The sequence below is a fragment of the Roseobacter cerffii genome (genome assembly GCF_054226325.1).
The window spans coordinates 4,187,938-4,212,350 of sequence record NZ_CM135757.1; the positions used below are offsets into that span (position 1 = coordinate 4,187,938).

Below are 24,413 nucleotides of genomic sequence, written 5' to 3' on the forward strand. Positions count from 1 at the left end.
TTAGTTTCTTGGCTAAAGTGCCGGTCGCGGCCTATTTCCGATTGCAGAGGCTCTCGTGGTAGCGCTGGTGGGTGTAGTAATCGACGAAGGCGGGACCTGGGCCGCAAGGACGCGGGGCAGCAATTAGTTTGCCATCAGGATGCGGTTCTTCAATGTCTGGTGCCAGCTTTCGATCTTGCCCTGCGTTTGCGAATGACCGTGACATCGCCAAGTGTCAAAACCTGTGTGCGGCAACAGTCCGAGGCCCGAGCGACAGCGCTGCAGTGCGACCCGCCGCCGGATGTCGGCAAGGCGCTTCGGCCCCGGCAGACCTATGAGGGCCACACCGCGCGCTTTGACCGGGCCCAAACCTGCCTCACCCTCCGCCCACGTTGATCCCGATGTCGACCAGACAGTCGGTCTTGGCGAGAAACGAGTTCCAGAAACAACCGCAGAACTTCTTTTTCGATTTCTTGCAGTCTTCCTGGCACTTCTTCTTAATGGTCTGTGCATCGTTAATGCAGTTGCCCTGAACGGCACCGCCGACAACCGTGAGCATCGCATCCACTTGGATGAAGCGCACATAGGCGGCCTGGAGCTCGTCAGGTTCTGGCTGCTCGAATTCGCCAGCCATGAAGCGGACAAGTCGCGTGCCCTCGACAATCAACGGGCGGGCGACCTCGCTTTTGCAACCTCTGATCACCTCATCCTCGCCGGGCAGGCTCTTGCAGGCCTCCCGCGCGAAACATGAGATATCGACCTGTTCCGCAACCGAGAGCGGCGCGAAGATATCCGCCTCGGAAGGCTCCGGGGGCGCGCTGGCCTGAGCGACGCCCGTGCTCTGTATGTCTTTTGCTTTCTTGGCCATGTCATGGGTCTCCTGTGTTGGATTGGCCAGACAGGCGAGACCAGGCACATCACCATGCCCTGGACTCACGCGCTGATGCCTTCTTTTTAAGACAGTCCAGAGGGTGGGGCGCGTTGACTCATGTGGAGTTTTCGTGGGGCGCAGGTTCACGGCGTTCTCGGACGGGCCTTCCTTCACCAGCGGAAGGCGGCCTCAAAGCCGCTCAAACGCGCGCAGTGTCAGACGACACCAGCACGCGACACGCCTCGCAACCCGCCCGGGCAGCGCAAAGGACATCCGAACCAGAACGATTGAGCTTAGAGCAATCACGCCCAAGAGGACAAGGCGCCCCCTGCGGCGCATCGTCCTCCTCAGTGGAGACCGCACCTCGACCCGCTAACTAAGGCCAATCTCACCAACCCATGGAGCCTGCTTATGGTCGAAATCGCTCTTTTGCTCACCGCGCTTTTGTTCGGCGGTATGGTTCTTTACTCTTTCGGCTTCGCCGCTTTCGTCTTCACCGCCTTGCCCGCCGAGACCGCTGGCCCGGTGATCCGCAAGGCGTTCCCCCATTTCTACCTCTTTGTCTTCGGGTCGTCCGTTCTGGCGGGCTTGATTGCAGCCTTTCTCGACCCGGTTTCCGCCCTCATCCTGGGCGCAATCGCCGCAACCACGGTGATCGCCCGCCAGATCTTGATGCCAGCGATCAATCACGCGACGGACGCCAAGGAAACCAAGCGCTTCAAGCTTCTGCATACGGTTTCGGTGGTTGTGACCCTCTGTCATATCGCGGGCGCCGCCCTTGTCCTGCTGCGCCTCGCCGGAGGCACGCCCGCTGTCTAGGGACGCTGACCACTGGCCCCCAAGCCGCAGAGTTCGACTGAGCAACCGGTCCCCAGGCACACCACAGGGCATCACGAACAGAAGCGTCACGCTCAAACAGGGCAGCCCACTGCATGACAGATAGGCGCGGGCTGCGGGCTAGGCACCCAGCCGCGGCGGAGGCTCCGCAGACAGGCACCGCTTTGTCCTAGCATCGCCATCACCCGGACCCAACGTCCCACGTCACCCGCTTCGCTGCGACACCAGCAGCCGCAGTGCCAGCCCAACGAACACCAGGCCCGCCAGGCGGTTGATCAACACCTGCGCCCGCGGGGTGCGGCTGAGCCAGGTCCCCAGCGCGCCCGCCGCAACGGCCACCGTGCAAAAAACCGCAAGCGCGGAGACCACAAAGGCCAGACCAAAGAGAAAGATTTGCGCCGTGACCGACCCGCGTGCCGGGTCAGCAAACTGCGGCAGGAAGGCGAGAAAGAAGATCGCGACCTTCGGGTTCGTCACATTCATCACCACGCCGCGGACAAAGAGCGCGCGGGGCGAGAGCCGTCCGCCCTCCGCGCCGATCTCACTCGGGCCCGCGCGAAACGCCTTCCAGGCCAGATAGAGCAGGTAGCCCGCGCCCAGCATCTTCAGCACCGTGAAAGCCAGCGCCGAGGTCTGGAAGATCACCGCAACACCCAGAGCCACGGCCGTCGTATGCACCATCACCCCGACGCAGAGGCCCAGCGTCACGATCACCCCCGCCATGCGCCCGTAAAGCGCGGATTGCGTGAGCACGAAGATATTGTCCGGCCCCGGCGCCATGGCCAGCGCCACCGACGCGGTCAGAAACACCGCCAGGACATTCGGATCGATCATCATGACCGGTGTGATGCCATCGAACGCGGCGCCCCACAAGCGCGCTTGCTCTCGTTGCGGATTTCCGAAATGGTCGCGCTCGGAACGGAACGAGGGCCGCATGGACATTCGCGCGATACTGGCCGGGCTTGCTTTTGCCCTCATGTGGTCCTCGGCGTTTACCTCGGCGCGGATCATCGTCGCAGATGCCTCGCCGCTTGCGGCGCTTACGCTGCGCTACCTGATCTCCGGGCTGCTCGGCGTCGCCATCGCCAAGGCTCTCGGTCAGTCCTGGCAGCTGACCCGGGCGCAGTGGCGCGCCACCATCGTCTTCGGCATCCTGCAGAACGCGGTCTATCTGGGTCTCAACTTCGTCGCCATGCAGACCATCGAGGCCTCGGTTGCCGCGATCATTGCCTCCACGATGCCGCTGCTGGTGGCGCTCGCGGGCTGGCTCTTTCTCAAGGAAAAGCTGCCCCCGCTCAGCATCGCTGGGCTTGCCGCGGGCATCTTCGGCGTCGGGCTGATCATGGGCACACGCATCACCGGCGGCGTCGACCTGATGGGGCTCCTGCTCTGTGTCATTGGCGTGGTGGCGCTGACCGTGGCGACACTGGCAGTGCGCGGCGCGACCTCGGGCGGCAACTTCCTGATGGTCGTCGGCCTTCAGATGCTCGTCGGCTGCGCCACGCTCGCGCTGGCCACCGTGCTCTTCGAAACGCCGCGCCTCAACCCCAGCTGGCCACTGCTGGCCGCCTTCACCTACACAACGCTGGTGCCGGGGCTCGCCGCCACTTTCGTCTGGTTCTGGCTGGTCAACCGCATCGGCGCCACCCGGGCCGCGACGTTCCACTTCCTCAACCCCTTCCTTGGGGTGGCCATCGCGGCCCTGTTGCTCGGCGAACAGCTCGGCCTGCTCGATATGCTGGGTGTCGCGGTGATCGCACTTGGCATCCTCGCCGTGCAGCTTTCGCGACAAAAAGCGGCGTAAACAGACTGCGCGCCACCTGAGGCAGCGGAGTAGGATCGGCACCAGCCCGCCCGACGGCCAGCCTCACGGACCCGAACCTGATGACATCGCGCGACGCGCTCCAACCCTATGCCTTCGTGCTGATCCCCGGGTTCTCGCAGCTCGGATTTGCCTGCGCGCTCGAAGCGCTGAGCCTCGCCAACCGGCACCCGGGCGGCGGGCCCTACTACCGCTGGCGCGTGCTCAGCGAGACAGGCGCCCCGGTGCCCGCCTACAATGGCGTGATCACCCAGGTCGACGGCCCCCTCACCGAGTTGGAGCGCCACGAGACCATCGTGATCTGCGCGGGCGAGGATGTGGGCCAGAACACCGGAAAACCGCTGATCAACTGGCTGCGCCGCGAAGTCCGGCGCGGCATGGACTTCGGCGCGCTCTCCTCGGGCACCTATGTGCTCGCGCTGGCTGGGCTGCTCTCGGGCAAGCGGGTCACAACCCATTGGGAGTATCGCGCAGCGCTCACCGAAATCCTGCCCGATGTGATCATGGAAACAGCGATCTTCTCCATCGACGGGCGTGTCTTTACCACTGCTGGTGGCGCCGCCTCGATGGACATGATGCTGGAACGGATCAAGGCCGATCACGGGGCCGAACTGGCCACCTGGGTCGCTGATCAGATGGTCTATACCGACCCGCGCCTGCCCGATCACGCCCAGCGCGCGACGCTGCAAAGCCGCGCGCAGGTGCGCAACGGCAAACTGGCGATGGCGCTTCAGATCATGGAGAACAATATCGAAGACCCGCTGACACCGGATGAAATCTCCAGCATCGTGGAGATTTCCACCCGCCAGCTCGAGCGGCTCTTCGCGAAATACATAGGCGTCTCACCCAAGCGCTACTACCTGCGGCTGCGCCTCGAAAAAGCGCGCGATCTCTTGCGGCAAACCGACTTTTCCGTGACCGACGTCTGCGTCGCCTGCGGCTTCAAATCCCTCTCGCATTTCTCCAAGAGCTACCGCGCCGCCTATGGCATCAGCCCCGGCCTCGAAGGTGGCAGTGCCCAGCTGGTCTGGCGTGGCGGAGTGTAGGCACAGATGGGCCAGCCGGACAGCTGCGGTTGGAGCCATGCCCTCTGTCACGGGCGGGCAGCGCCACCGGGCGGCGCGGGGCTGGCCCTGCGCCGCCCGGTGGCGCTGCCTTCACCGCATCATGCAACCGTCAGGATCAGGGGACTACCGCAGCAAGGTCTCAATGGCACCCGTGATCTTGGGGGACTGCGGCCTGGTGCTGCTGCCCCAGGTGCCCACCACATCGCCCTCGGGCCCGATCAGCACCTTGTTGAAATTCCACCGCGGCACGAACCCCGTCTCCTCCGCCACCTCGCGATAGAAGGGATGCGCAGTCGCGCCCTTGACGGGGGTAATATCGGCCATCGGCAGATCGAGCCCGAAGTTGATCTCGCAGAACTCCTTCACCTCTTCCGCGCTGCCCAGCTCCTGGTTGAAGTCATCGGATGGCACCGCCAGCACCACCAGCCCCTGATCGCGATACCGGTCATAGAGCGCCTGCAGCCCGTCATACTGCCCGGTGAACCCACATTGCGATGCGGTGTTCACCACCAGCACCGGCTGCCCGGCCCAATCGCCCGTGTTCAGTGTACCGCCGTCAATCGAGGCAAACTCATGCGCCGACACACCCGCTTGCGCCGCCGCGCCTGTCAAAAGCCCTATGATCGCTGCACCAACCCGTGTCATCTCGCGCTCCTCTCTGCTTGCTCCGCATATAGGGCCACCGCGGCAGATGTCAGGCGCCCAGCCCTCTTTAACTCCCGTCGATTTGACCCATCTTATGATCAAAGCGTTAAAGGAGGCCCCATGCACACCTATGAAAAGACCCAAGAGGCGCTCTCGAAGCTCTCGCTCGAAGAGTACCGCGTCACCCAGCAGAACGGCACCGAACGCCCCGGCACCGGCAAGCTCCTGCACAACAAGGAGCCCGGCATCTACGTCGACATCGTCTCGGGCGAGCCGCTCTTTGCCTCCGCCGACAAATACGAGAGCGGCTGCGGCTGGCCCAGCTTCACCAAACCCATCGAGCCTGCGCATGTGAAAGAGCTCAGCGACACCACCCTGGGCATGGTCCGCACCGAGGTCCGCTCGACCCATGGCGACAGCCACCTGGGCCATGTCTTCCCCGACGGCCCGCAGGACCGGGGCGGCCTGCGCTACTGTATCAACTCCGCCTCCTTGCGCTTCGTGCACCGTGACGACATGGCCGCTGAAGGTTATGGTGACTACATTGATCAGGTGGAGGACGTGGCATGAGCCATCAGCGCGCAGTTCTGGCAGGGGGATGTTTCTGGGGGATGCAGGATCTGATCCGCAAGCGCCCCGGCGTGATCTCGACCCGCGTGGGCTACACCGGCGGCGATGTGCCGCAGGCGACCTATCGCAACCACGGCACCCATGCCGAGGGCATCGAGATCATCTTCGACCCGGCGCAGATCACCTACCGCGACCTGCTCGAATTCTTCTTCCAGATTCACGACCCCACCACGCCAAACCGCCAGGGGAACGATGTGGGCATGAGCTATCGCTCGGCGATCTACTACGTGGATGACGCCCAGAAACAGATGGCCCTCGACACCATCGCCGATGTGGAAGCCTCCGGCCTCTGGCCCGGCAAGGTGGTGACCGAGGTCGAGCCCGTGGGTGCCTTCTGGGAGGCCGAGCCCGAGCATCAGGACTACCTCGAGCGCATCCCCAATGGCTATACCTGCCACTTCCCGCGCGCGGACTGGGTGCTGCCCAAGCGGACGCAAGCGGCAGAATAAACCGCGCCCCTGCGTCGGCCCCGCCACTGGTTAAGCGGGGCCGCGTCCTTCAATGGTTTCTTAATCGGCGGCCAATAACACGGAAGCTCCATCATCTTGGAGATCCCATGGCGCGCTTTTTTCAGAAGACGACCCCAGAGCCCTCGCAGAGCGACGAACACTCGGCTTTTCTCGCCGCAATGGATATCAGCTACATGCTGGTGTGGTTTGCGCCCGACGGCACGATCCTCGATGTGAACGAGAATTTCTGCCGGCTGTTCGGCTATGACAAGAGCGAGATAGTTGGCCAATCCCGGCGCATCCTGCTCGACGAGAGCAATCCGCAGGACACCGATGAAGAGGCCGCAACCCGCGGGTTGCAGAACAGCGAACCGCGCGCGGATGTGGTAGGCCGCCTCACCAAGGCGGGCAAGAAGCTCTGGCTTTCCGCCACCTATCTTCCGATCAAGAATGACGCGGGAGAGGTGATCAAGGTCGTCACGGTCAGCCACGATGTGACGAGCGAGGTCGAACTTGAATGCGCCAACAAGCAGAACCTTCTGCGCCAGATCGAGGCGATCTCGGCGACCCACGGGCGCGTTGTTTATGATGTGGATGGCACGATCCTCGAGGTGAACGACATGGCGCTCGATCTGCTCGGCTACAAGCGCGAGGAACTGGTCGGGCAGAACTACGCCAAGCTCGTACACCCGGATTACGCGGGCACCGACCGCTATGAGAAATTCCTCGAGGAGGTGAAATCCGGTGTCGTCCCGGCGGGCAACTTCAAACGGTTCCGCAAGGATGGGACGGGCCTCTGGGTCCAGTCGATCTACTGCCCCGAGCGTGACGTCGACGGCAACGTCGTGCGAATGATCTCGGTCAAGAGCGATGTGACCGCGATCATGGAAGCCAATGACATGACCAACACGATCACCAAGATCCAGGCGGTGATCGAGTTCTCTCCCGACGGCACGATCCGCCACGCCAACGATCTGTTCCTCGGCGCCATGGGCTACACGCTCGACGAAATCGTGGGCAAGCATCACAGCATGTTCATGCCCGAGGGCGAGGTGGACACGCCGGAGTACGAGGCGCATTGGCGCATTCTGCAGGAAGGCAAGTTTCACACCGGCGAATACCGGCGCCGCGCAAAGGACGGCTCCGACGTCTGGATCGCGGCCAGCTATACGCCCGTGATCGGCCCGAATGGCGAGACGGTCAAAGTGGTAAAATACGCCACCGACATCACCGCCCGGGTCGAGGCGATAAAATCCCTGCGCAAGGCGTTGGCTCATTTGGCGGAAGGCGACTTGCGGCATGAAATCCTGGGCGACTTCGGGCGCGATTTCGACCCGCTCAAACAGGATTTCAACACCGCGATCACCAAGCTGCGCAGCAGTCTCGGCGGCGTTGTCGATGCCAGCCGCGAGATTGGCAGCGGCACCGATGAAATCTCCTCCGCCTCCGACGATCTGAGCCGCCGCACCGAAAGCCAGGCCGCCTCGCTGGAAGAGACCGCTGCCGCCATCGCCGAGATGTCGGCCTCGGTGAAGTCGACCGCCGAAATCGCCCGCGACACCCGCGACGTGGTGGAGAAAACCAAATCCCGCGCGACCGCGAGCTCCGAAGTCATGGAGAATGCGCGCGCCGCAATGGATGCGATCGCGTCCAGCTCCGACGAGATTTCCAAGATCACCTCGATGATCGACGACATCGCCTTCCAGACCAATCTTCTGGCCCTGAACGCCGGCGTCGAAGCCGCACGCGCAGGCGAGGCCGGTCGCGGCTTCGCCGTGGTGGCCTCCGAAGTGCGCGCGCTGGCGCAACGCTCCTCCGAGGCCGCGACGCAGATCGCGAACCTCATCACCACCTCGGCCAGCCAGGTGCATCAGGGCGTCGATCTGGTCTCGAAGACCGGCGAGTCACTGGCCGAGATCGACGGGTTCGTCGGCGATCTGGCCAAGATGGTGTCGGACATCGCGGCCGCCGCCGCCGAGCAGTCAGGCGGCCTCGATGAGATCACCAGCTCGGTCAGCAGCCTCGACGATGTCACCCAGAAAAACGCCGCCATGTTCGAAGAAACCAACGCGGCCACCCAGGTCCTCGTCAACGAGGTGCAGAAGCTCAGCCGGATCGCCGCGTCTTTCCAGATCGGCGCCGACACCGCACCCCGCGAGGCGCCGCCGCAGCGGTTGGCCTCCTGACGGCCTAACCCGTGGCGACGCGGGGCCGTCCGCTCGCCTCGACGGTCACTACCGCTTCGACAAAGACCTCGCGCGCCTCGATTGTGGCGCATCGGATATCGCGACGGGCGCTCACCTGCACGTCGGCTGCACCCGCCGCAAGCGCCTCGGCGCGCGCCTGGTCCCGCAACGCGGTTTCCAGCAAATGCAGCGCCGCCTCCTGATCCGCCAGATCCGTGGATCCCGCCTCCAGATGCACCCGAAAGCGGCCCTCCCCCGCCGAGGTCACGATGCCGCTGCGCCGCATCGTCACGCGCCCGACAACCGCCCCGATGGCATTGGCCACGCCGCCATGCTTGGGCAAGATCATCTCGGTCCCGACCACCGCGCCCACCGCCGGGTAGTAGCTCGCCGCCGACGCGCCCAGCCCCACAACGGGGAGGTTCAACCCTGCGCTCAGCCGGACCAGCCCGCGATGCTCTGCAAGCCCTGCGCGCAAGAGCCCGTGCCTGGCCAGGGCCTGAGGCGTCTCGCCAAAATCCTGCGCCTCTTCGGCAAATGCCGCCTCCAACAACGCAACGGATGTCTGCTCGGTCAACTGATCGACGATCATCTGCGCCAGGGTCTGCGCATTCGGCGCCAAAACAGCGCCCGACCCCACACGCTTGCGCGCCATCAGCCGCAGCGCCAATTCCGCCGCCGCACCATCCCAGGCCGCCACCCGGCCCAGCACATGGCTCGCATCCGACGGCGTCACGCCTGCCATCTGCACCAGCCCCCGGCCAACCAGTCGCGCCAGCGCCCCCTGATCAATCCGCGCCCGCAGCACATCTCCCAAGGCGCAGACACCCTCTTCCATACGCTCAAGTATGTTTTGTTCGCGCGCGCCGAGGCCGTCGCGGCTCTGCCCCGGCACCGCCCGCACGAACCGCGCGTCATGGTCTCCGGGTGCGCTGTTACGCAGCTGCGCCTCCAGCGTGTCCCGCACAACCTCCGGCGCCTCGACAGCCAGCAATGACACCGGCAGAAGCCGGCGCGGCCCCAGCGTCACACCGCCCTGCAACCCTTCGGCCACGACCTGCACCTCGCTGTCCCCACCGAGCCCGGTGGTCCGCATCGCCACTGCTTCGACCATCGTGCGATGCGGCCCGACCCGCGCCCCCGCCGGGTCAATCGCGGGCACGCCGCCGCGCAGCAGCGCGATGTCCGTCGTGGTGCCGCCTATGTCGCTCACCAGGGCATCATCAGCGCCAGTCAGCCAGCGGGCGCCCACGATCGACGCCGCCGGGCCGCTGAGGATGGTCTCGATGGGCCGCGCCCGCGCCTGCGCCGCCGACATCAACGCACCATCGCCGCGCACCACCATTAAGGGCGCCGCCACCCCGATCCGCGCCAGTACCGCACCCGCTCGTTCGATCAACCGCTCGATCATCCCGATCAGCCGCGCGTTCAACATCGCCGTCACCGCCCGCTTTGGCCCATTGAGCCGGGCCGACAGCTGATGCGAGGCCGAGACCGGGCGCCCGGTGATCTCGGCAACCAGCTCCGCCGCGCGCAGTTCATGCGCCGGGTTGCGCGTTGCGAATTGCGCCGCGACCGCAAATCCGCTCACACCATCGCGGTTTTCGTTCAGAAAAGCAGTGATCGCGGCCTCATCCAAGGGCGTCGCTTCGCCGCCCGCATGGTCATGACCGCCCGCGCAGATCAGGCTCGGATCGCCGCCCAGCGCCTCGGCCAGGCCATGGCCCTGCAGGTCCTGCCCGCGAAATCCGATATAGATCAGACCGACCCGCCCCCCTTGCCCTTCGACCAGAGCATTCGTCGCCAGCGTGGTCGAGAGCGCCGCCAACCCGATGTCCGCTGGCGCCACGCCCGACGCGTCGAGCACCGCACGGATCGCCGCCTCGACCCCCACCGCCAGGTCTTCGCGCGTGGTGAGCGCCTTTGCCGACGCGATGACCACGGTCTCGTCGCGGATCAGCACCGCGTCGGTGTAGGTCCCGCCCGTGTCCACGCCGAGGGCCAGCGTCACCGCCGCGCCTCCGCCTGATCGAGTTCCGACAGCGCCCAGGCTGCGGCCTCTGCGACCACAGGATCAGGGTCGTCCACCAGCGCAGCCGCCGCTGGGCGCAACTCCGGCGCGCCGGAATTCCCAATGGCATAGAGCACATTGCGGATGAAACGGTCCCGCCCGATCCGCTTGATGGCCGAGCCCGAAAAGAGAGCCCGAAACGCCGCATCATCGAGCTGGGCCAGATCCGCAAGCGCCGGCTCCACCAGCTCTGGCCGCGCAGTCAGCCGCATGTCCCGCGCAGTGACCGCAAACTTGTTCCACGGACAGACCGCAAGGCAGTCATCACATCCGTAAATATGGTTTCCCATACGTCTACGTATGTTTTCTGGAATCGGCCCCTTATGCTCGATCGTCAGATACGAGATGCACTTCCGCGCATCGAGCCGATAGGGCGCTGGGAAGGCATCCGTCGGGCACACATCCAGGCAAGCCCGGCAAGACCCGCAATGATCCACTTCCGGCGCGTCCACCGGCAGCTCGAGGGTCGTGAAAATCGCACCCAGAAACGCCCAATTGCCCCAGTCCCGGCTGAGCAGATTGGTATGCTTGCCCTGCCACCCCAGCCCGGCCGCCGCGGCCAGCGCCTTCTCAGGCACCGGCGCCGTGTCGACAAACACCTTCACCTCGGCGGGCTCCCCCGCCTCGGCCAGCAGCCAGCGCGCGACCCGTTTCAGCCGCTTCTTGACGACATCATGATAGTCGCGCCCCTGCGCATAGACCGAGATCGCCCCCCGCGCGCGTTTCTCCAGAACCGCCATGGGATCGTGATCCGGCGTATAGCTCTCCGCCAGCATGATCACCGATCGCGCCTCCGGCCAGAGCGCGGCAGGGTTCCCCCGCCAGTCCATTCGCTCCGTCATCCAGCCCATCTGCCCGTGATAGCCCGCGTCCACAAAGGCCCGCAGCCGCGCCGCCGCCTCCGGCACCGCATCCGGCCTGCAGACCCGCGCGCTCACGAACCCCTCGGTAAGAGCCTGCGCCACCAGCCGATCCTTCAGCGGAGGGGTCATGCTTTACCCTTCTCAAAATACTCGCGGCCCGACGCCTGCGTCAAAAATCGAGGTCGTTATAGTGGCGCGGCGGCGGGAACCCGGGCACCTGATCCGCAAGAATCGACCGAAACGCGGGCCGCGACTTGATCTTCGCATACCAGTCCTTCACCACCTCCGACCGGTTCCAGTCCACGTCCGAGATGTAATCGAGCGCACTCAGATGCGCGGCGGCGGCAAAATCCGCCAGCGTCATCACATCCCCCGCCAGCCAGCGCCGGTGATCGAGCAGCCACGTCATGTAGTCGAGGTGATATTTGATCGCCTTCGCCCCCGCCTTCACGTTCGTGCTGTCCGGATACCCCTGCTTCATCACCTTCTTGTTGACCCGCTCATAGAGCAGCTTCGAGGTGACCTCGTGGTGAAATTTGTCATCGAACCAGCCCACCAGCCGCCGCACCTCCTGCCGCGCCACGGCATCCTTGGGCATCAAGGCGGGATCGGGCCGGGTTTCTTCGATATACTCACAGATCGCACTGCTTTCCGCCATCATCACCCCGTCGAGCCGCAGCACCGGCACCTGCCCCGCCGGGTTGCGGCGCATGAAGTCGGGATCCTGCTCCCAGTACTTCTCCTCGACCAGTTCCACCTCGATCTTCTTTTCCGCAAGGCTCAGGCGCACTTTCCGGCAAAAAGGAGAGAGGGGGACATGAAACAGGCGGGCCATGGGGTCTTCCGGTCAAAAATGCTCTGTCCTCAATGCCCCGAGCCGCCTTCGGTTTCAACTCTCGAAACAGGCCGCGCGGCCATCTTTGCTGATTGTTGCTGCCCCCGACCGGATCGCACGCGCCCGTTTCACCACGAAATCAGAGGGTCGGCTGGCCGAGCGGCCCTTGGGGTTCGGCAGGATCGCGGCAAGCCGCGCTGCCTGCTCCGCCGACAAATCGCCAGCTGACACACCAAAGTAATGCCGCGCCGCCGCCGCCACGCCAAAGACCCCCTCGTCGAATTCCGCCACGTTTAGATAAACCTCGACAATCCGTTCTTTTGTCCAGATCGCCTCCAGCACCGGGGTCAACACCGCCTCCAGCGCCTTCCGCGTGTAGTTCCGCCCGTGCCAGAGATAGACGTTCTTCACCGTTTGCTGGCTCAGAGTCGAGGCGCCGCGGTTACCGCCATCGGCAATCGCATCCTTGATCGCGGCGAGGTCAAACCCCCAGTGCAAACAGAAATTCGCATCCTCCGCGGCCACGGCTGACCGTGCCATCACCGGCGCGATATCCTCCAGCGGCACCCAGACCTGCTCGACGCCCCCCAAGCGCCGCGATTCCGCGAGCATGTAAGGCGTCGTCGGCGGGTTCACGACGACGCCCAGCGCAATCAGCGCCAGCACGACGCCCACCACCACAAGCATCCCGCGCAGAACAAACCGCACCACCCGCCGCAGCGGGTTGGCACGTTTCGATGTCTTGCGGGAGCGCCTGCTCTTTTTTGTCGCCCGTTTCGCCATGGCCCAGCTATAGGCCCGCGCGGCGGTGTTGTGAACCGCCGCGCGCTACAGTTATTCCGCCGGGATCGCTTCGTCCTCGATCCCCAAGGGCGCTGCCAGCTTGTCGAGCATCTCTTTCGGGCACACCTGCAGGAAATGCGCCTTCTCGGCCTCCCAATGCTGCAGGATGTCCGCCGTCCGACGGCTGCCCGTCTCGCGCAGATGCATCTCCAGAAGCTCTTCCAGCTGCCACAGCCAATGCGCCTCGGTCACCGGGCAGGTCACCAGCGTCTCCATGTTCATCAGCGCGGGCGCCGTGCCCTCGGGATCATAAAGATACGCCATGCCCCCGGTCATGCCCGCGCCAAAGTTGGCGCCGATCTCACCCAGGATCACCGCAACCCCTCCGGTCATGTACTCACAGCCGTTCGAGCCGCAACCCTCGATCACCACCTTGGCGCCCGAGTTGCGCACTGCAAAGCGCTCACCCGCACGGCCCGCTGCAAACAGATAGCCATCCGTCGCACCATACAGGACCGTATTGCCGATGATGGTGTTCTTGGCCGCCTCGATGGGCGACGCCATCGGTGGGCGCACCACGATCATGCCACCCGACAACCCCTTGCCGACATAGTCATTGGCATCGCCTGACACCTCCAGCTTCAGCCCCGGCGCCGCAAAGGCGCCCAGGGACTGTCCCGCCGAGCCCGACAGCTTCACCGTCAGGTGGTCCGGCTGCAGCGTATTGCGCATCCCGAACTGCTTCACGATATGGCTCGAGGTGCGGGTCCCCACGGTCCGATGTGTGTTCTGCACCGCATAGCTCAGCTGCATCTTCTCACCGTCTTCGAGGAACCGCTTGGCATCGCGCACGATCTCCGCATCCAACGTGCTGGGCACCTTGTTGCGCTTGCGGTTGCGGTCATAGACGATGTCCGCCGCCCCATCGACAGTGATCAGCAGCGGGTTCAGATCCAGATCATCCAGATGCGCGGAGCCACGCGAGACCTGCGCCAACAGGTCCGCCCGTCCGATCACATCGTCTAGCGACCGCGCCCCAATCGACGCCAGGATCTCGCGCACTTCCGTGGCGTAGAAGGTGATCAGGTTGACCACCTTATCCGCATTGCCAGTGAACTTCGCGCGCAGGCTCTCGTCCTGCGTACACACGCCAACGGGGCAAGTGTTCGACTGGCACTGCCGCACCATGATACAGCCCATCGCGATCAGCGCCGCCGTGCCGATACCATATTCCTCGGCCCCCAGCATCGCTGCCATCACAATGTCGCGCCCGGTGCGCAAGCCGCCATCGGTGCGCAGCGTGACCCGGTCGCGCAGGTTGTTCATCGACAAAACCTGATGCGCCTCGGTGAGCCCCATTTCCCAGGGCAGACCCGCATATTTGATAGAGGTCGCAGGCGAGGCCCCGGTGCCGCCATTGTGTCCGGAAATCAGGATGATATCCGCCTTCGCCTTGGCCACCCCGGCGGCAATCGTGCCCACACCCGACGAGGCCACCAGCTTCACCGTCACCTTGCAGCGCGGGTTGATCTGCTTGAGGTCATAGATCAGCTGCGCCAGATCCTCGATGGAATAGATATCGTGGTGCGGCGGCGGCGAGATCAGCGTGACCCCCTTGGTCGAATGGCGCAGCCGCGCGATCAGGTCGGTAACCTTCATGCCCGGCAGCTGCCCACCCTCGCCGGGCTTCGCGCCCTGCGCCACCTTGATCTCCAGCTCTTCACACTGGTTCAGATACTCCGCAGTCACGCCAAAGCGCCCCGAAGCCACCTGCTTGATCTTGGCCGAAGGGTTGTCGCCATTGGGCTCCGGCACGAAGTGCGCCGGGTCTTCGCCGCCTTCGCCACTGTCCGACTTCGCCCCAATCCGGTTCATCGCCACGTTCAGCGTCTTATGCGCCTCGGGGCTCAGCGCCCCCAGCGACATCCCCGGCGTCACAAAACGCTTACGTATGGAGGTGATGCTTTCCACCTCCTCAATCGGCACCGGTTTGCCCAGCGGTTTGATGTCCAGCAAATCGCGCAGATGGATGGGCGGGTTGCTCTTCATCTTTTTCGAGTACTGCTGCCACATCTGATAAGATGCCTTGTTGCAAGCCATCTGCATCATGTGCATCGAAGTCGCTTCCCAGGCGTGGGTCTCGCCCGATTGCCGCGCCTTGTAGAAACCGCCAATCGGCAGCACCGAGGCCGGACCGCCCCAGGCCTTCGCATGCACTTCCTCGGCCTTCTTCTGAATGCCGGTGATGCCAATGCCCGAAATGCGGCTGGTCATGCCAGGGAAATACTCCGCAACCATGGCGCGCGACAGCCCCACCGCTTCGAAGTTCAGCCCGCCGCGATAGGACGAGATCACCGAAATCCCCATCTTCGCCATGATCTTCAGCAGCCCCTGATCGATGGCAATGCGGTAGCGGTCAATCGCCGTGGTCAGGCTCATGTCGAGCAGCCCGCGGTCGATCCGGTCGGCCAACGAATCCTCGGCGAGGTATGCGTTCACCGTCGTCGCCCCAGCGCCGATCAGCACGGCAAAGTAATGCGGATCGACACATTCCGCCGAGCGCACGTTGATCGAGGTGAAGGTCCGCAGCCCCTTGCGCACCAGGTGGCTGTGCACCGCAGAGGTGGCCAGGATCATCGGCATCGCCACCTTCTCCGGCCCGCTGTCCTGATCGGTCAGGATGATATGCCCCGCGCCCGAACGCACGGCGTCCTCCGCCTCAGCGCGGATGCGCGCCAGCCCAGCGCTCAGGTTGCCGGCTCCGGGCGCAAAGGTGCAGTCGATCGTCACCACGTCGGCATTGAAATGCGAGATCAGCTCATCGAACTGTGCATTGCCGAGGAACGGGCTGTCGAGCGTGAAAATCTCGGTCTGGCTGCTGTCCTCGTCGAGCACGTTCTTGAGGTTGCCGAACCGCGTCTTCAGGCTCATCACCCGGTATTCCCGCAAGCTGTCAATCGGCGGGTTGGTCACCTGGCTGAAGTTCTGGCGGAAGAAATGGCTCAAGGGTCGGTACTTGCCTGACAGCACGGCCGAGGGCGTGTCATCCCCCATTGACGCCAGTGTTTCCTTGGCATCTTCCGCCATGGGCGCCAGAATTTGTTCCAATTCTTCAATGGTATAGCCCGCCGCCACCTGCCGACGCCGCAGCTCAGCCCCGCTAAACAGCGCCTGCTCCTGCACGTGATCCAACGCCTCTTCCAGATCGTTGATCTTGCCCACCCAGTCACCAAAAGGCTGCGAGGCGGCCAGCGCGTTCTTGATGTCCTCGTCGTGGAAAAGCTTACCTTCGGCCATGTCGACCGCCAACAATTGTCCCGGCCCCAGCGCGCCTTTCTCGACCACCGATGCCTCATCCAGCGGCACCATCCCGGTCTCTGACCCGGCGATGACCATACCGTCATTCGTGACCACATAGCGCATCGGCCGCAGCCCGTTCCGGTCGAGCCCGGCACAGACCCAGCGCCCATCGGTCATCGCAAGTGCTGCGGGCCCGTCCCAGGGTTCCATCACCGAGTTGCAATAGGAATACATGTCGCGCCAGCTCTGCGGCAGTTCCACCGCCTGCTTCGACCAGCTCTCGGGCACCAGCATGGTCTTCGCCATCGGCGCATTCCGCCCCGCACGCACCAGCACCTCGAACACCGCATCCAGCGCCGCGCTGTCGCTCGAGCCCGAGGCGACGATCGGCTTGATATCCTCCGCCATCTCGCCAAAGGCGCCGGAGGCCATGCGGATCTCATGGCTCTTCATCCAGTTCAGATTGCCCTTCAGCGTGTTGATCTCGCCGTTATGCGCCAGCATCCGGAACGGCTGCGCCAGCCACCACTGCGGGAAGGTGTTGGTCGAATAGCGCTGGTGATAGATCGCAAAGGCGCTCTCGAACCGGTCATCCATCAGGTCCGGGTAGAACTCGGCCACCTGCTCGGCCAGCATCATCCCCTTGTAGATGATCGACCGGCAGGACATCGACGCGATATAGAGCGTCGGTACCTGGGCCGCCAAAGCCGCCTTTTCAATACGCCGCCGTATGACGTAAAGCTCGCGCTCGAAGGTCTCCTCATCCACTCCCTTGGCATTGGAGATCAGGATCTGCTCGATCTCGGGCCGTGTCGCATTGGCCTTCTCACCAAGGCAGGAGATGTCTACCGGGACATGCCGCCAGCCATAGATATAATACCCCATGCGCAGGACTTCGGTTTCGACAATCGTCCGACAGGTTTCCTGCGCACCGAAATCCGTGCGCGGCAGAAACACCTGCCCCACGGCGATCATCTCATCCTCGCGCGGGTCATGCCCGGTGCGCTTCACCTGGTCGTAAAAGAACTCCACCGGGATCTGCACGTGAATGCCCGCCCCGTCACCGGTCTTGCCATCCGCATCGACCGCGCCGCGGTGCCAGATCGCCTTGAGCGCCTTGATGCCGTTCTCCACCACGCCGCGGCTCTTCGTGCCATCCACCGACACCACAAGACCCACTCCGCAGGAGGAATGCTCCTCCGACGGATCATAAAGACCTTTTTCGGCCATCATCGCCCGCTTGGCGTTTTCGCGCGCCACCCAGGTATCGTCATAGATGGTCATCAGTTGTCTCCTTCAACAAATGGGTGGTCCGCTTGCACCTCAGCCCGTGTCTTGCGGCGGTGCTCGCCTTCAAGGCACGCGTAGGCCGGCGCCAGATCGGTGTAGATTTCCGACAGCAGCACGAAGTCTGCCGCCTCCTTGAAATTCCCCGGGAAGAGCTCGATCTCCGGTTCTTCCGGGTCGGTGGCCCGCAGCCAGACCGAACTGCCGCAGATCTCGCAAAACCCGCGCTCCGAGAAGGACGAAGACGCATAGTTCTTCACCGGCCCCGTGACCGTAACCGCCTTGGTGTCCGCCACAAAGGAGCCAAAGAGCATCCCGTTCCAGCGCTGGCACATCACGCAATGGCAGGCGCCAATGGCCGCCACATAGTTCCCGTCGATCTCGATCCTGACCGCCCCGCAAAGGCACCGGCCCGACATCTGGCCGGTCCGCCGGTGCGGCGCGATCAACGCGTCTCTGGCCGCCGCATCCGTCATGTCTCGCCCTCGAACATCGCGATGGTCTCTTCGGTGCTCAGCTTCCGGTGATCTCCCGTCAGCGCATAGCCCTGCGGGCATTCATCGGCAAAGAACTCCAGCGTCATCTCCCCCAGCGCCGCACCATCAAACAGCCCTGCCGCCGGGTGGCGCATGCCATCATGCACCGTGCCGTACCAGAGCGTCGAGCCGCAGGTGCCGCAGAACCCGCGCTCGGCCCACTCGGAGGAGGCAAAGCTCTGCGCCGGGCCGCTCACCTCAAGCGTCCCCGGCACCGTATCAACCGAAATGAACATGCCCGAGGTGTGCTGGCGGCACATGTCGCAATGGCACGCGCGCAGGCGCGGCGTCTCCGACTGCACGGTCAACGTGACCGCACCGCAGAGGCAGCGCCCCTTCAGGGTCTGCACCGCCTCAGCCACAGCCAAACTCCGATGCTGTCGCCATGAACCCTGGCTCGCCCGGGCCATAGATCTTCTGGGGCCGCAGATTGAAGTCCTCGCGCGGGCCATCGTTGACCGCACGGGAAAAGTTCCCTTCCAGCACCAACTCGCGCGATTGCGAGATCAGAAGCTCGGTGGAGAAGTTCAGCACCTGCGTCGCCCCTTTCCGCGCAAAGGCACGCTCGGCGAGATAGACATCGAAGAGCTCACCACTGATCTCCAGCGTCTCACCGGTGGCTTTCGTTTCACCGCTCAGCGCATATTCCTGTCCGCGGATGATGTTGCTGTTCATCACGAAATCGCCTGCTGGCGTGTGCGAACCGGTCTCGATCAGCGTCGCAATATCGAGGGCTTTCCCGGTGCCCGGAACGGCGGCGAAATTCATTGCGCCCGCGCCTTCGGTCTCCCACATCTTGAAGTTCCACGCCCTGTCGTAGTGCAGCGTGTTGTTCAAACTGCCGCGCCGATAGCTCAGTGCCTGCCACTCGCCATCTGCGCACTGCAAGACTGTGGTCACGGTGCAGCCATTCTTATGCGCGGTGGCGACGGCCGTGCAGCCTGCGGGCACGACCAGCGGGTCTGACGCCATCGCCGCAGTCGCAGACACGCCCAACAGAGCCGCGGCGGCGGCGGTCTTCCAAATCGAGGATTGGACCGGTTGGGTCATAGTTGCTGTCCTTAACAAAGTCTCACCGTACGCTGCGCACCGACGTGATACCGACGTTTTACCGACGCGATACAGATACTGCACAGATGGGGTTATTCGGCGGCCATCACCGACGCATCGCCAAGCCGTTTCAGGATCGCCTCGGCACAGTCGCGCCCGTCGCGGATGGCCCAGACCACGAGGCTCGCACCCCGCACGATGTCACCCACCGCATAGACGCCGTCGAGGTCGGTAGCGCCCGTGGTGAAGGCGGCCTTGATCGTGCCCCAGCGCGTCACTGGCAGCTCCGGCTGGTCCCAGAGCGTCGGCAGCGCTTCAGGCTCAAAGCCCAGCGCCATGATCACCAGATCGGCGTCTTCCACGTAATCCGCGTCGTCGATGACTTCGGGGGCCTGCCGCCCCGTCGCATCCGGCGCACCAAGGCGCATCTTCTGCACCATGACACCTGTGACCGGATCGCCCACAAAGCCTTTCGGCGCGGAGAGCCATTCGAAGATCACACCTTCTTCTTCGGCGTTCTGCACCTCGCGCTGCGAGCCCGGCATATTCGCCCTGTCGCGACGATAGAGGCATTTCACCGATGTCGCGCCCTGCCGCACCGACGTGCGCACACAGTCCATCGCCGTGTCCCCGCCGCCGATCACAACAACCCGTTTGCCTTCGGCACTCAGCGCGCCGGAATCGAACTCCGGCACCGCGTCGCCAAAGCTCTTACGGTTGGAAGCTGTCAGGAAATCAATCGCCCGCACAAGGCCGGTGGCGCCCACACCCGGCGCCTCAATTTCCCTTGATTTATAGACACCTGTGGCAATGATCACCGCGTCGTGGCGGCTGCGCAGCTCGTCGAAACTGATGTCCTCGCCCACGTTGGTATTGAGCTCGAAGGCGACGCCGCCCTGCTCCAGCTGGTCGTTGCGGCGCATCACCACATCCTTCTCCAGCTTAAAGCCCGGGATGCCATAGGTTAGCAGCCCGCCCGCACGATCATAGCGGTCATAGACGGTCACCTGCACGCCCGCGCGGCGCAGCACATCTGCCGCCGCCAGCCCGCCGGGGCCTGCTCCGATGATGCCCACGCTCTCGCTGCGCTCGGCCCGCGGCGCGATGGGCTGGACCCAGCCTTTCTCCCACGCCGTGTCGGTGATGTATTTCTCCACCGCACCGATGGTCACGGTGCCGTGGCCCGACTGCTCGATCACGCAATTGCCCTCGCACAGGCGGTCCTGCGGGCAGATGCGGCCACAAATCTCCGGGAAGGTATTTGTCGCTTGGCTGACCTCATAGGCCTCCTGCAGGCGGCCTTCCGCGGTCAGCTTTAGCCAATCGGGGATGTTGTTGTGCAGCGGGCAATGGCTCTGGCAATAGGGCACACCGCACTGGCTGCAGCGGCTCGATTGCTCCTGCGCCTTGGCCTCGGCGTACTCGGCATAAATCTCATTGAAGTCTTCACGGCGTACATCTGCGGCACGCTTCTCAGGCATGTCACGTTCGACGGTCACGAATTTCAACATAGGTTGCTCAGCCACAGCCAGCGTCCTCCACCAAAGTCCCGGAGCCGCACGCATACGCGAACTCAAACAGGAAATAAAGTCAGTAATACTTACCTATATGAGGTTATTTTAGCGCAATCCAGCGCAAAACAGCCCTGACTACCGGAAATTTAATTCCGATCCGGTCCTTTTTTCAGGCTTTTCATTTGATTCCCTGACCTTATACCACAAAGGCGCAGCTCCAACCCGGTCCGATTTCCATGACGCTTTTCAATCTGTTCCTCGTCGCCGCGATCCAGGGCCTGACCGAGTTTCTGCCGGTCAGCTCCTCCGGCCATCTGGTGCTGCTCCCGACCGTCACCGGCGGTCCGGACCAGGGCCTCGCCATCGACGTCGCGGTGCACGTGGGCACCCTCTTTGCCGTCATCCTCTACTTCTGGTCGGACGTGAAGATCGCTCTCGCGGGCACTCTGCGGCTGCTGCGCGGGCGGGTCGATACGCAGGGCGCCTTCCTCGCTCTTTGCCTGCTGATAGCCACCATCCCGGTGGTCATCGCCGGCGCCGCGATCAAGCTCGCCGGGTTTGATGAAATGCTGCGCTCGGTCGCCGTGATCGGCTGGACAATGCTGGGCTTCGGGCTCGTGCTCTACTGGGCGGACAAGACGGGCGCCCATACCCGCGCGGCAGAGGAATGGCGCCTCAAGGACGCGCTGAGCATGGGGCTCGCGCAGGTGCTGGCGCTGATCCCCGGCACCTCCAGGTCCGGCATCACGATTACCGCCGCCCGCAAGCTCGGCTATGACCGCGAAAGCTCCGCCAAGCTCGCCATGCTGATGTCGATCCCGACCATCGCCGCCTCGGGCCTGCTGCTGGGGCTGGATGTGGTGCAGGAGGCCGACTGGTCTGTCGCCCGCGACGGGCTCATCGCCGCCGCCTTCGCCTTTATCGCCGCCCTGCTCGCACTTGTGTTGATGATGCGTCTCTTGCGCAGCGTCAGCTTCACGCCTTACGTAATTTACCGGGTGATCCTGGGCGTCTTGCTGCTGATCTATGCCTACAGCTAAGTGCGCAGGTTCTTTGCGGATTCCTTGATCGCGTCGTATTGCCCAGAGGGGCGGAACCGCCACAGGTAATCCGGCAGGACAGAGGCCATCGTCACCGGCGTGATCCCAAGTTCTGCAAAGCCCTTCGCATCATCGGCGACCACATTGTCATTGGCCAGGTTGCGCACCTGATCGCGCGTGATCATGCCGTTCGTTATCAGCCCGAAGGTGACGGCCTGCAGCATATCGAACCCGAACGCCATGATCCGCGCAGCAAAGAACGGCACGTTCAGCACCAGCCGACGACGGTGGATCACCCCCAGCATCTGCTGCATCAACTCGCGGAAACTGGCCACTTCGGGCCCGCCAAGCTCATAGATGCCTGGTGCCACATCGCCCGTCAGCGCCAGCTCCGCAGCCTTCGCCACATCATCAACATAGACCGGCTGGAAGCGGGTCTCGGCACCCACAACCGGCAGGACCGGGCCGAGACGGCTCATGGACGCGAAGCGGTTGAAGAACTGATCTTCGGGCCCGAATATGATCGAGGGACGCAGGATCACCGCTCCAGGCATGTGGGCCAGAACTCCGGCCTCGCCTTCCGCCTTGGTGCGCGCATAGTCGCTCTCGGCCTCGGCATCCGCGCCAATGGCCGAGACGTGCACAAGCCGCGCGGCCTGCTCTTCTGCGGCAAGGCGGGCAACGCGCTCGGCACCCTCCGCCTGCACGGTGTCAAACTGGTTCTTGCCCACCTCGGCCAGGATCCCGACGCAGTTCACCACCGCATCCGCCCCCGACATCACGGCGCGCACAGAGGCATCGTCACGGATATTGCACAGCACGGGCTCGACCTGTCCGACCACCCCATAGGGTTTCACAAAAATGGCCTCGTTCGGGCGCCGGACAGCGACACGCACGCGCCAGCCCGCCTTGGCCATGCGCCTTGCGATATAGCGCCCGACAAAGCCGGACCCGCCGTAGATTGTCACCAGTTTCGACATAAGCGCCTCGCTGCATCCTGTCCTTCAGGATGTACCCCCGCGCCACCAGCGAAACAAGGTGCAAATCGGCGCAGGCGCACCGTGGGACAGGTCGGCCCGAACCGATGGTCAGTTTCTACCAGAATCCGTTTGACACCTTTCAGACATGGGCTTAAACGCAGGCTCCACGACACCTGCCCAGGTGGCGGAATGGTAGACGCGCTAGCTTCAGGTGCTAGTGTCCGTATGGACGTGGAGGTTCGAGTCCTCTCCTGGGCACCACCCCCTTCGACATCAAAGAATATAGCGTCGACCGAGGTGCTGACTTGTGCCTCCGGCGTATCGACGTTTTGGGCCAGACCCCGTCAAGGACACCGGCAGATTGCAGGCCGCTGGTTGTGCCACGCGCGCAATCTTTGAAGGTCAGCTATCGCGAAAGTGGTCTTCCGCATCGGTCACATCGACACCCAGCGCCTCCAGCCCAGCCTCAAGATGATCCGGGAGCTCCGGAATGCCGGACAGATAGCTTTCCGTCGGCGCCGTGGCCTCGGCCATCGCGGTTGACAAGGCCTCGGACCAGTCCGCCGCGTCAAAGCTGTCGCGCCCAACCCACATGATCGCGACAAGGTTGGCGGATTCTTCCTCGTTCAGGCTTGAAATGTAGTCTCTGAGCTGATGGCTTTCCGGGCCATACTCGCGGGCGAGGAAGATCACCCGAACAACCTTGTTGATGCTGATATCAGGCAATCTCGCTCTCCCACTGTCTGTGTTGTGCTGCCCGCTCAATGAACCGTGGACAGCCCGCAATGGCAAGCAGGAAGGGTGCGGATTACAGCTGGCCAGACCGGAAGCCGCCGAGACCCGTCCGACTTCAAGTTTTCGCGAGAACGGTCTCTGACGCTGGCGACACCTCCGCCCCGTCAATACGGTTATGGCCAACGCGGCCGGCCTTGGGGGAACAGTCATGTGGAAATCGGCACTGGGGCTGTTGCTTCTGGCAGCGCCCGCTCAAGCCTACATCCTCGATGGTGAAATCCTGCGACAAAACGGGGCGGGGACCTTCGTCAAACTCGATACGGACGAGCCCTTCGCCGTGGGCTTTGACACCTTCAACGATGACAACCTCTATGGCTTTGACGAAGATCAGAACATCGCGCTGGTCGAACCCATTCGCGTCGACATCGGCGGCACCAACGGGGTCATCCCGCAGGGGACCATCGTGGCCAGCCACTACGTCTTTTTCGACAGCATATCCGGCACCCAATACGGCTATGTCTATTTCGACGCACCGATCCTCGGCATCGCAGCGTTCCAGGGCACGATGGCGCGCACCGACTTTCTGGCCAACACCTCGGTGACCTACATCAGCCCCGAACTGCGCGGTCTCGAGCAGGGCGATAGGGTCTGGGTCGACGAGGACGACCCGCACAAACTGTGGGTCTTCTGGGCGGGCTCCTCCCCGGGAGACTACATCCGCGTCTTCACGGAACAATCTCCCAACGCATTAAGCATGTAGGAGCATCGGCTCTCGCCGGGGCCAAAGACACAGCCGCCAAGCTGACGATACGGACCAGCTGTTCTGCATCCACGCAGGAACCTGTTGCAGGCGTTCGGGTTCTCCGCGCCGCAGTCCATCTTTACTGCAGGATCACGCGGTTGGGGATCACACCCCGATCTGCAAGGTCCGTT

The 24,413-nt window shown here is 63.7% G+C and carries 22 protein-coding genes, 1 tRNA gene and 1 pseudogene; 9 read left to right on the plus strand and 15 right to left on the minus strand.

The genetic code is table 11. The features are described 5' to 3' along the window. Nucleotides 1-40 precede the first annotated feature (40 nt). Nucleotides 41-195: pseudogene (locus ACVC7O_RS20390) on the minus strand (integrase core domain-containing protein); the annotation flags it as partial. A 160-nt stretch (nt 196-355) separates the two neighbouring features. Beyond that, nucleotides 356-847 carry a hypothetical protein gene (locus ACVC7O_RS20395; RefSeq protein WP_458323936.1) on the minus strand — a complete coding sequence of 164 codons (492 nt, stop codon included), beginning with the start codon at nt 845-847 and terminating at the stop codon, nt 356-358. A gap of 414 nt (nt 848-1,261) precedes the next feature. Here ACVC7O_RS20395 and ACVC7O_RS20400 point away from each other — a divergent pair, with 414 nt between their 5' ends. Next, on the plus strand, nt 1,262-1,669 hold the full coding sequence (locus ACVC7O_RS20400; protein ID WP_458323937.1) for a DUF4149 domain-containing protein: 408 nt from the start codon (nt 1,262-1,264) through the stop codon (nt 1,667-1,669). 222 nt (nt 1,670-1,891) lie between these two features. Here the strand turns inward: ACVC7O_RS20400 and ACVC7O_RS20405 are convergent, their stop codons facing one another. Further along, on the minus strand, nt 1,892-2,560 hold the full coding sequence (locus ACVC7O_RS20405; RefSeq protein ID WP_458323938.1) for a LysE family translocator: 669 nt from the start codon (nt 2,558-2,560) through the stop codon (nt 1,892-1,894). Nucleotides 2,561-2,621: 61 nt separating this feature from the next. Between ACVC7O_RS20405 and ACVC7O_RS20410 the strand changes: the two genes are divergently transcribed. Both ACVC7O_RS20410 and ACVC7O_RS20415 read left to right on the plus strand, forming a co-directional pair. Next, entirely contained in the window at nt 2,622-3,491 is an 870-nt protein-coding gene (locus ACVC7O_RS20410; protein WP_458323939.1) for a DMT family transporter, read from the plus strand. Nucleotides 3,492-3,571: 80 nt separating this feature from the next. After that, the gene (locus ACVC7O_RS20415; protein ID WP_458323940.1) at nt 3,572-4,555 is read left to right on the plus strand and encodes a GlxA family transcriptional regulator; all 984 of its coding nucleotides are present in this window, start codon (nt 3,572-3,574) and stop codon (nt 4,553-4,555) included. 144 nt (nt 4,556-4,699) lie between these two features. On the opposite strand, the gene ACVC7O_RS20420 is transcribed toward ACVC7O_RS20415, so the two are convergent. Next, nucleotides 4,700-5,221 (minus strand): glutathione peroxidase, encoded by a 522-nt coding sequence (locus ACVC7O_RS20420; protein ID WP_458323941.1) that lies wholly within the window; start codon nt 5,219-5,221, stop codon nt 4,700-4,702. A 120-nt stretch (nt 5,222-5,341) separates the two neighbouring features. On the opposite strand from ACVC7O_RS20420, the gene msrB reads away from it, so the two are divergent. From msrB to ACVC7O_RS20435, 3 genes are all read left to right on the plus strand, one after another. Continuing rightward, nucleotides 5,342-5,791: a peptide-methionine (R)-S-oxide reductase MsrB gene (msrB, locus tag ACVC7O_RS20425; RefSeq protein WP_458323942.1), complete on the plus strand. Its 450-nt coding sequence runs from the start codon at nt 5,342-5,344 to the stop codon at nt 5,789-5,791. Next, entirely contained in the window at nt 5,788-6,300 is a 513-nt protein-coding gene (msrA, locus tag ACVC7O_RS20430) for a peptide-methionine (S)-S-oxide reductase MsrA (protein ID WP_458323943.1), read from the plus strand. The genes msrB and msrA overlap by 4 nt, the downstream gene beginning before the upstream one ends. A 107-nt stretch (nt 6,301-6,407) precedes the next feature. After that, nucleotides 6,408-8,486 carry a methyl-accepting chemotaxis protein gene (locus tag ACVC7O_RS20435; protein ID WP_458323944.1) on the plus strand — a complete coding sequence of 693 codons (2,079 nt, stop codon included), beginning with the start codon at nt 6,408-6,410 and terminating at the stop codon, nt 8,484-8,486. A gap of 4 nt (nt 8,487-8,490) precedes the next feature. Here ACVC7O_RS20435 and ACVC7O_RS20440 read toward each other — a convergent pair whose 3' ends face one another. From ACVC7O_RS20440 to ACVC7O_RS20480, 9 genes are all read right to left on the minus strand, one after another. Then, nucleotides 8,491-10,497, minus strand: coding sequence for a hydantoinase/oxoprolinase N-terminal domain-containing protein (locus ACVC7O_RS20440; protein ID WP_458323945.1), 2,007 nt, complete (start codon nt 10,495-10,497; stop codon nt 8,491-8,493). Further along, complete coding sequence (queG, locus tag ACVC7O_RS20445; RefSeq protein ID WP_458323946.1) at nt 10,494-11,549, minus strand: tRNA epoxyqueuosine(34) reductase QueG; 1,056 nt, start codon at nt 11,547-11,549, stop codon at nt 10,494-10,496. Before queG ends, ACVC7O_RS20440 begins: the two co-directional genes overlap by 4 nt. 40 nt (nt 11,550-11,589) lie before the next feature. Beyond that, nucleotides 11,590-12,255 carry an FtsZ-binding protein FzlA gene (gene fzlA, locus ACVC7O_RS20450; RefSeq protein ID WP_458323947.1) on the minus strand — a complete coding sequence of 222 codons (666 nt, stop codon included), beginning with the start codon at nt 12,253-12,255 and terminating at the stop codon, nt 11,590-11,592. Between the two features lie 54 nt (nt 12,256-12,309). Next, nucleotides 12,310-13,038 carry a monofunctional biosynthetic peptidoglycan transglycosylase gene (mtgA, locus tag ACVC7O_RS20455; protein ID WP_458323948.1) on the minus strand — a complete coding sequence of 243 codons (729 nt, stop codon included), beginning with the start codon at nt 13,036-13,038 and terminating at the stop codon, nt 12,310-12,312. 51 nt (nt 13,039-13,089) lie between these two features. Further along, the gene (gltB, locus tag ACVC7O_RS20460) at nt 13,090-17,622 is read right to left on the minus strand and encodes a glutamate synthase large subunit (protein WP_458323949.1); all 4,533 of its coding nucleotides are present in this window, start codon (nt 17,620-17,622) and stop codon (nt 13,090-13,092) included. Continuing rightward, the gene (locus tag ACVC7O_RS20465) at nt 17,622-18,101 is read right to left on the minus strand and encodes a GFA family protein (protein WP_458323950.1); all 480 of its coding nucleotides are present in this window, start codon (nt 18,099-18,101) and stop codon (nt 17,622-17,624) included. Before ACVC7O_RS20465 ends, gltB begins: the two co-directional genes overlap by 1 nt. Continuing rightward, the gene (locus ACVC7O_RS20470) at nt 18,098-18,523 is read right to left on the minus strand and encodes a GFA family protein (RefSeq protein ID WP_458323951.1); all 426 of its coding nucleotides are present in this window, start codon (nt 18,521-18,523) and stop codon (nt 18,098-18,100) included. The genes ACVC7O_RS20465 and ACVC7O_RS20470 overlap by 4 nt, the downstream gene beginning before the upstream one ends. Continuing rightward, entirely contained in the window at nt 18,516-19,211 is a 696-nt protein-coding gene (locus ACVC7O_RS20475) for a hypothetical protein (RefSeq protein ID WP_458323952.1), read from the minus strand. Before ACVC7O_RS20475 ends, ACVC7O_RS20470 begins: the two co-directional genes overlap by 8 nt. 92 nt (nt 19,212-19,303) lie before the next feature. Next, nucleotides 19,304-20,737, minus strand: a complete 1,434-nt coding sequence (locus ACVC7O_RS20480) for an NAD(P)-dependent oxidoreductase (RefSeq protein ID WP_458323953.1) — start codon at nt 20,735-20,737, stop codon at nt 19,304-19,306. A 224-nt stretch (nt 20,738-20,961) separates the two neighbouring features. Here ACVC7O_RS20480 and ACVC7O_RS20485 point away from each other — a divergent pair, with 224 nt between their 5' ends. After that, a complete protein-coding gene (locus tag ACVC7O_RS20485) occupies nt 20,962-21,765 on the plus strand; it encodes an undecaprenyl-diphosphate phosphatase (protein ID WP_458323954.1) in 804 nt (267 codons plus the stop codon). Here ACVC7O_RS20485 and ACVC7O_RS20490 read toward each other — a convergent pair. Next, nucleotides 21,762-22,745 carry a complex I NDUFA9 subunit family protein gene (locus ACVC7O_RS20490; protein ID WP_458323955.1) on the minus strand — a complete coding sequence of 328 codons (984 nt, stop codon included), beginning with the start codon at nt 22,743-22,745 and terminating at the stop codon, nt 21,762-21,764. The two genes, ACVC7O_RS20485 and ACVC7O_RS20490, sit on opposite strands and share 4 nt — an antisense overlap. 175 nt (nt 22,746-22,920) lie before the next feature. On the opposite strand from ACVC7O_RS20490, the gene ACVC7O_RS20495 reads away from it, so the two are divergent. Further along, nucleotides 22,921-23,006: transfer RNA gene (locus ACVC7O_RS20495), tRNA-Leu, on the plus strand. Nucleotides 23,007-23,147: 141 nt separating this feature from the next. On the opposite strand, the gene ACVC7O_RS20500 is transcribed toward ACVC7O_RS20495, so the two are convergent. Further along, nucleotides 23,148-23,471 (minus strand): DUF3775 domain-containing protein, encoded by a 324-nt coding sequence (locus ACVC7O_RS20500; RefSeq protein WP_458323956.1) that lies wholly within the window; start codon nt 23,469-23,471, stop codon nt 23,148-23,150. A 217-nt stretch (nt 23,472-23,688) separates the two neighbouring features. Between ACVC7O_RS20500 and ACVC7O_RS20505 the strand changes: the two genes are divergently transcribed. Continuing rightward, nucleotides 23,689-24,240 (plus strand): hypothetical protein, encoded by a 552-nt coding sequence (locus tag ACVC7O_RS20505; RefSeq protein WP_458323957.1) that lies wholly within the window; start codon nt 23,689-23,691, stop codon nt 24,238-24,240. Nucleotides 24,241-24,413: the final 173 nt, after the last annotated feature.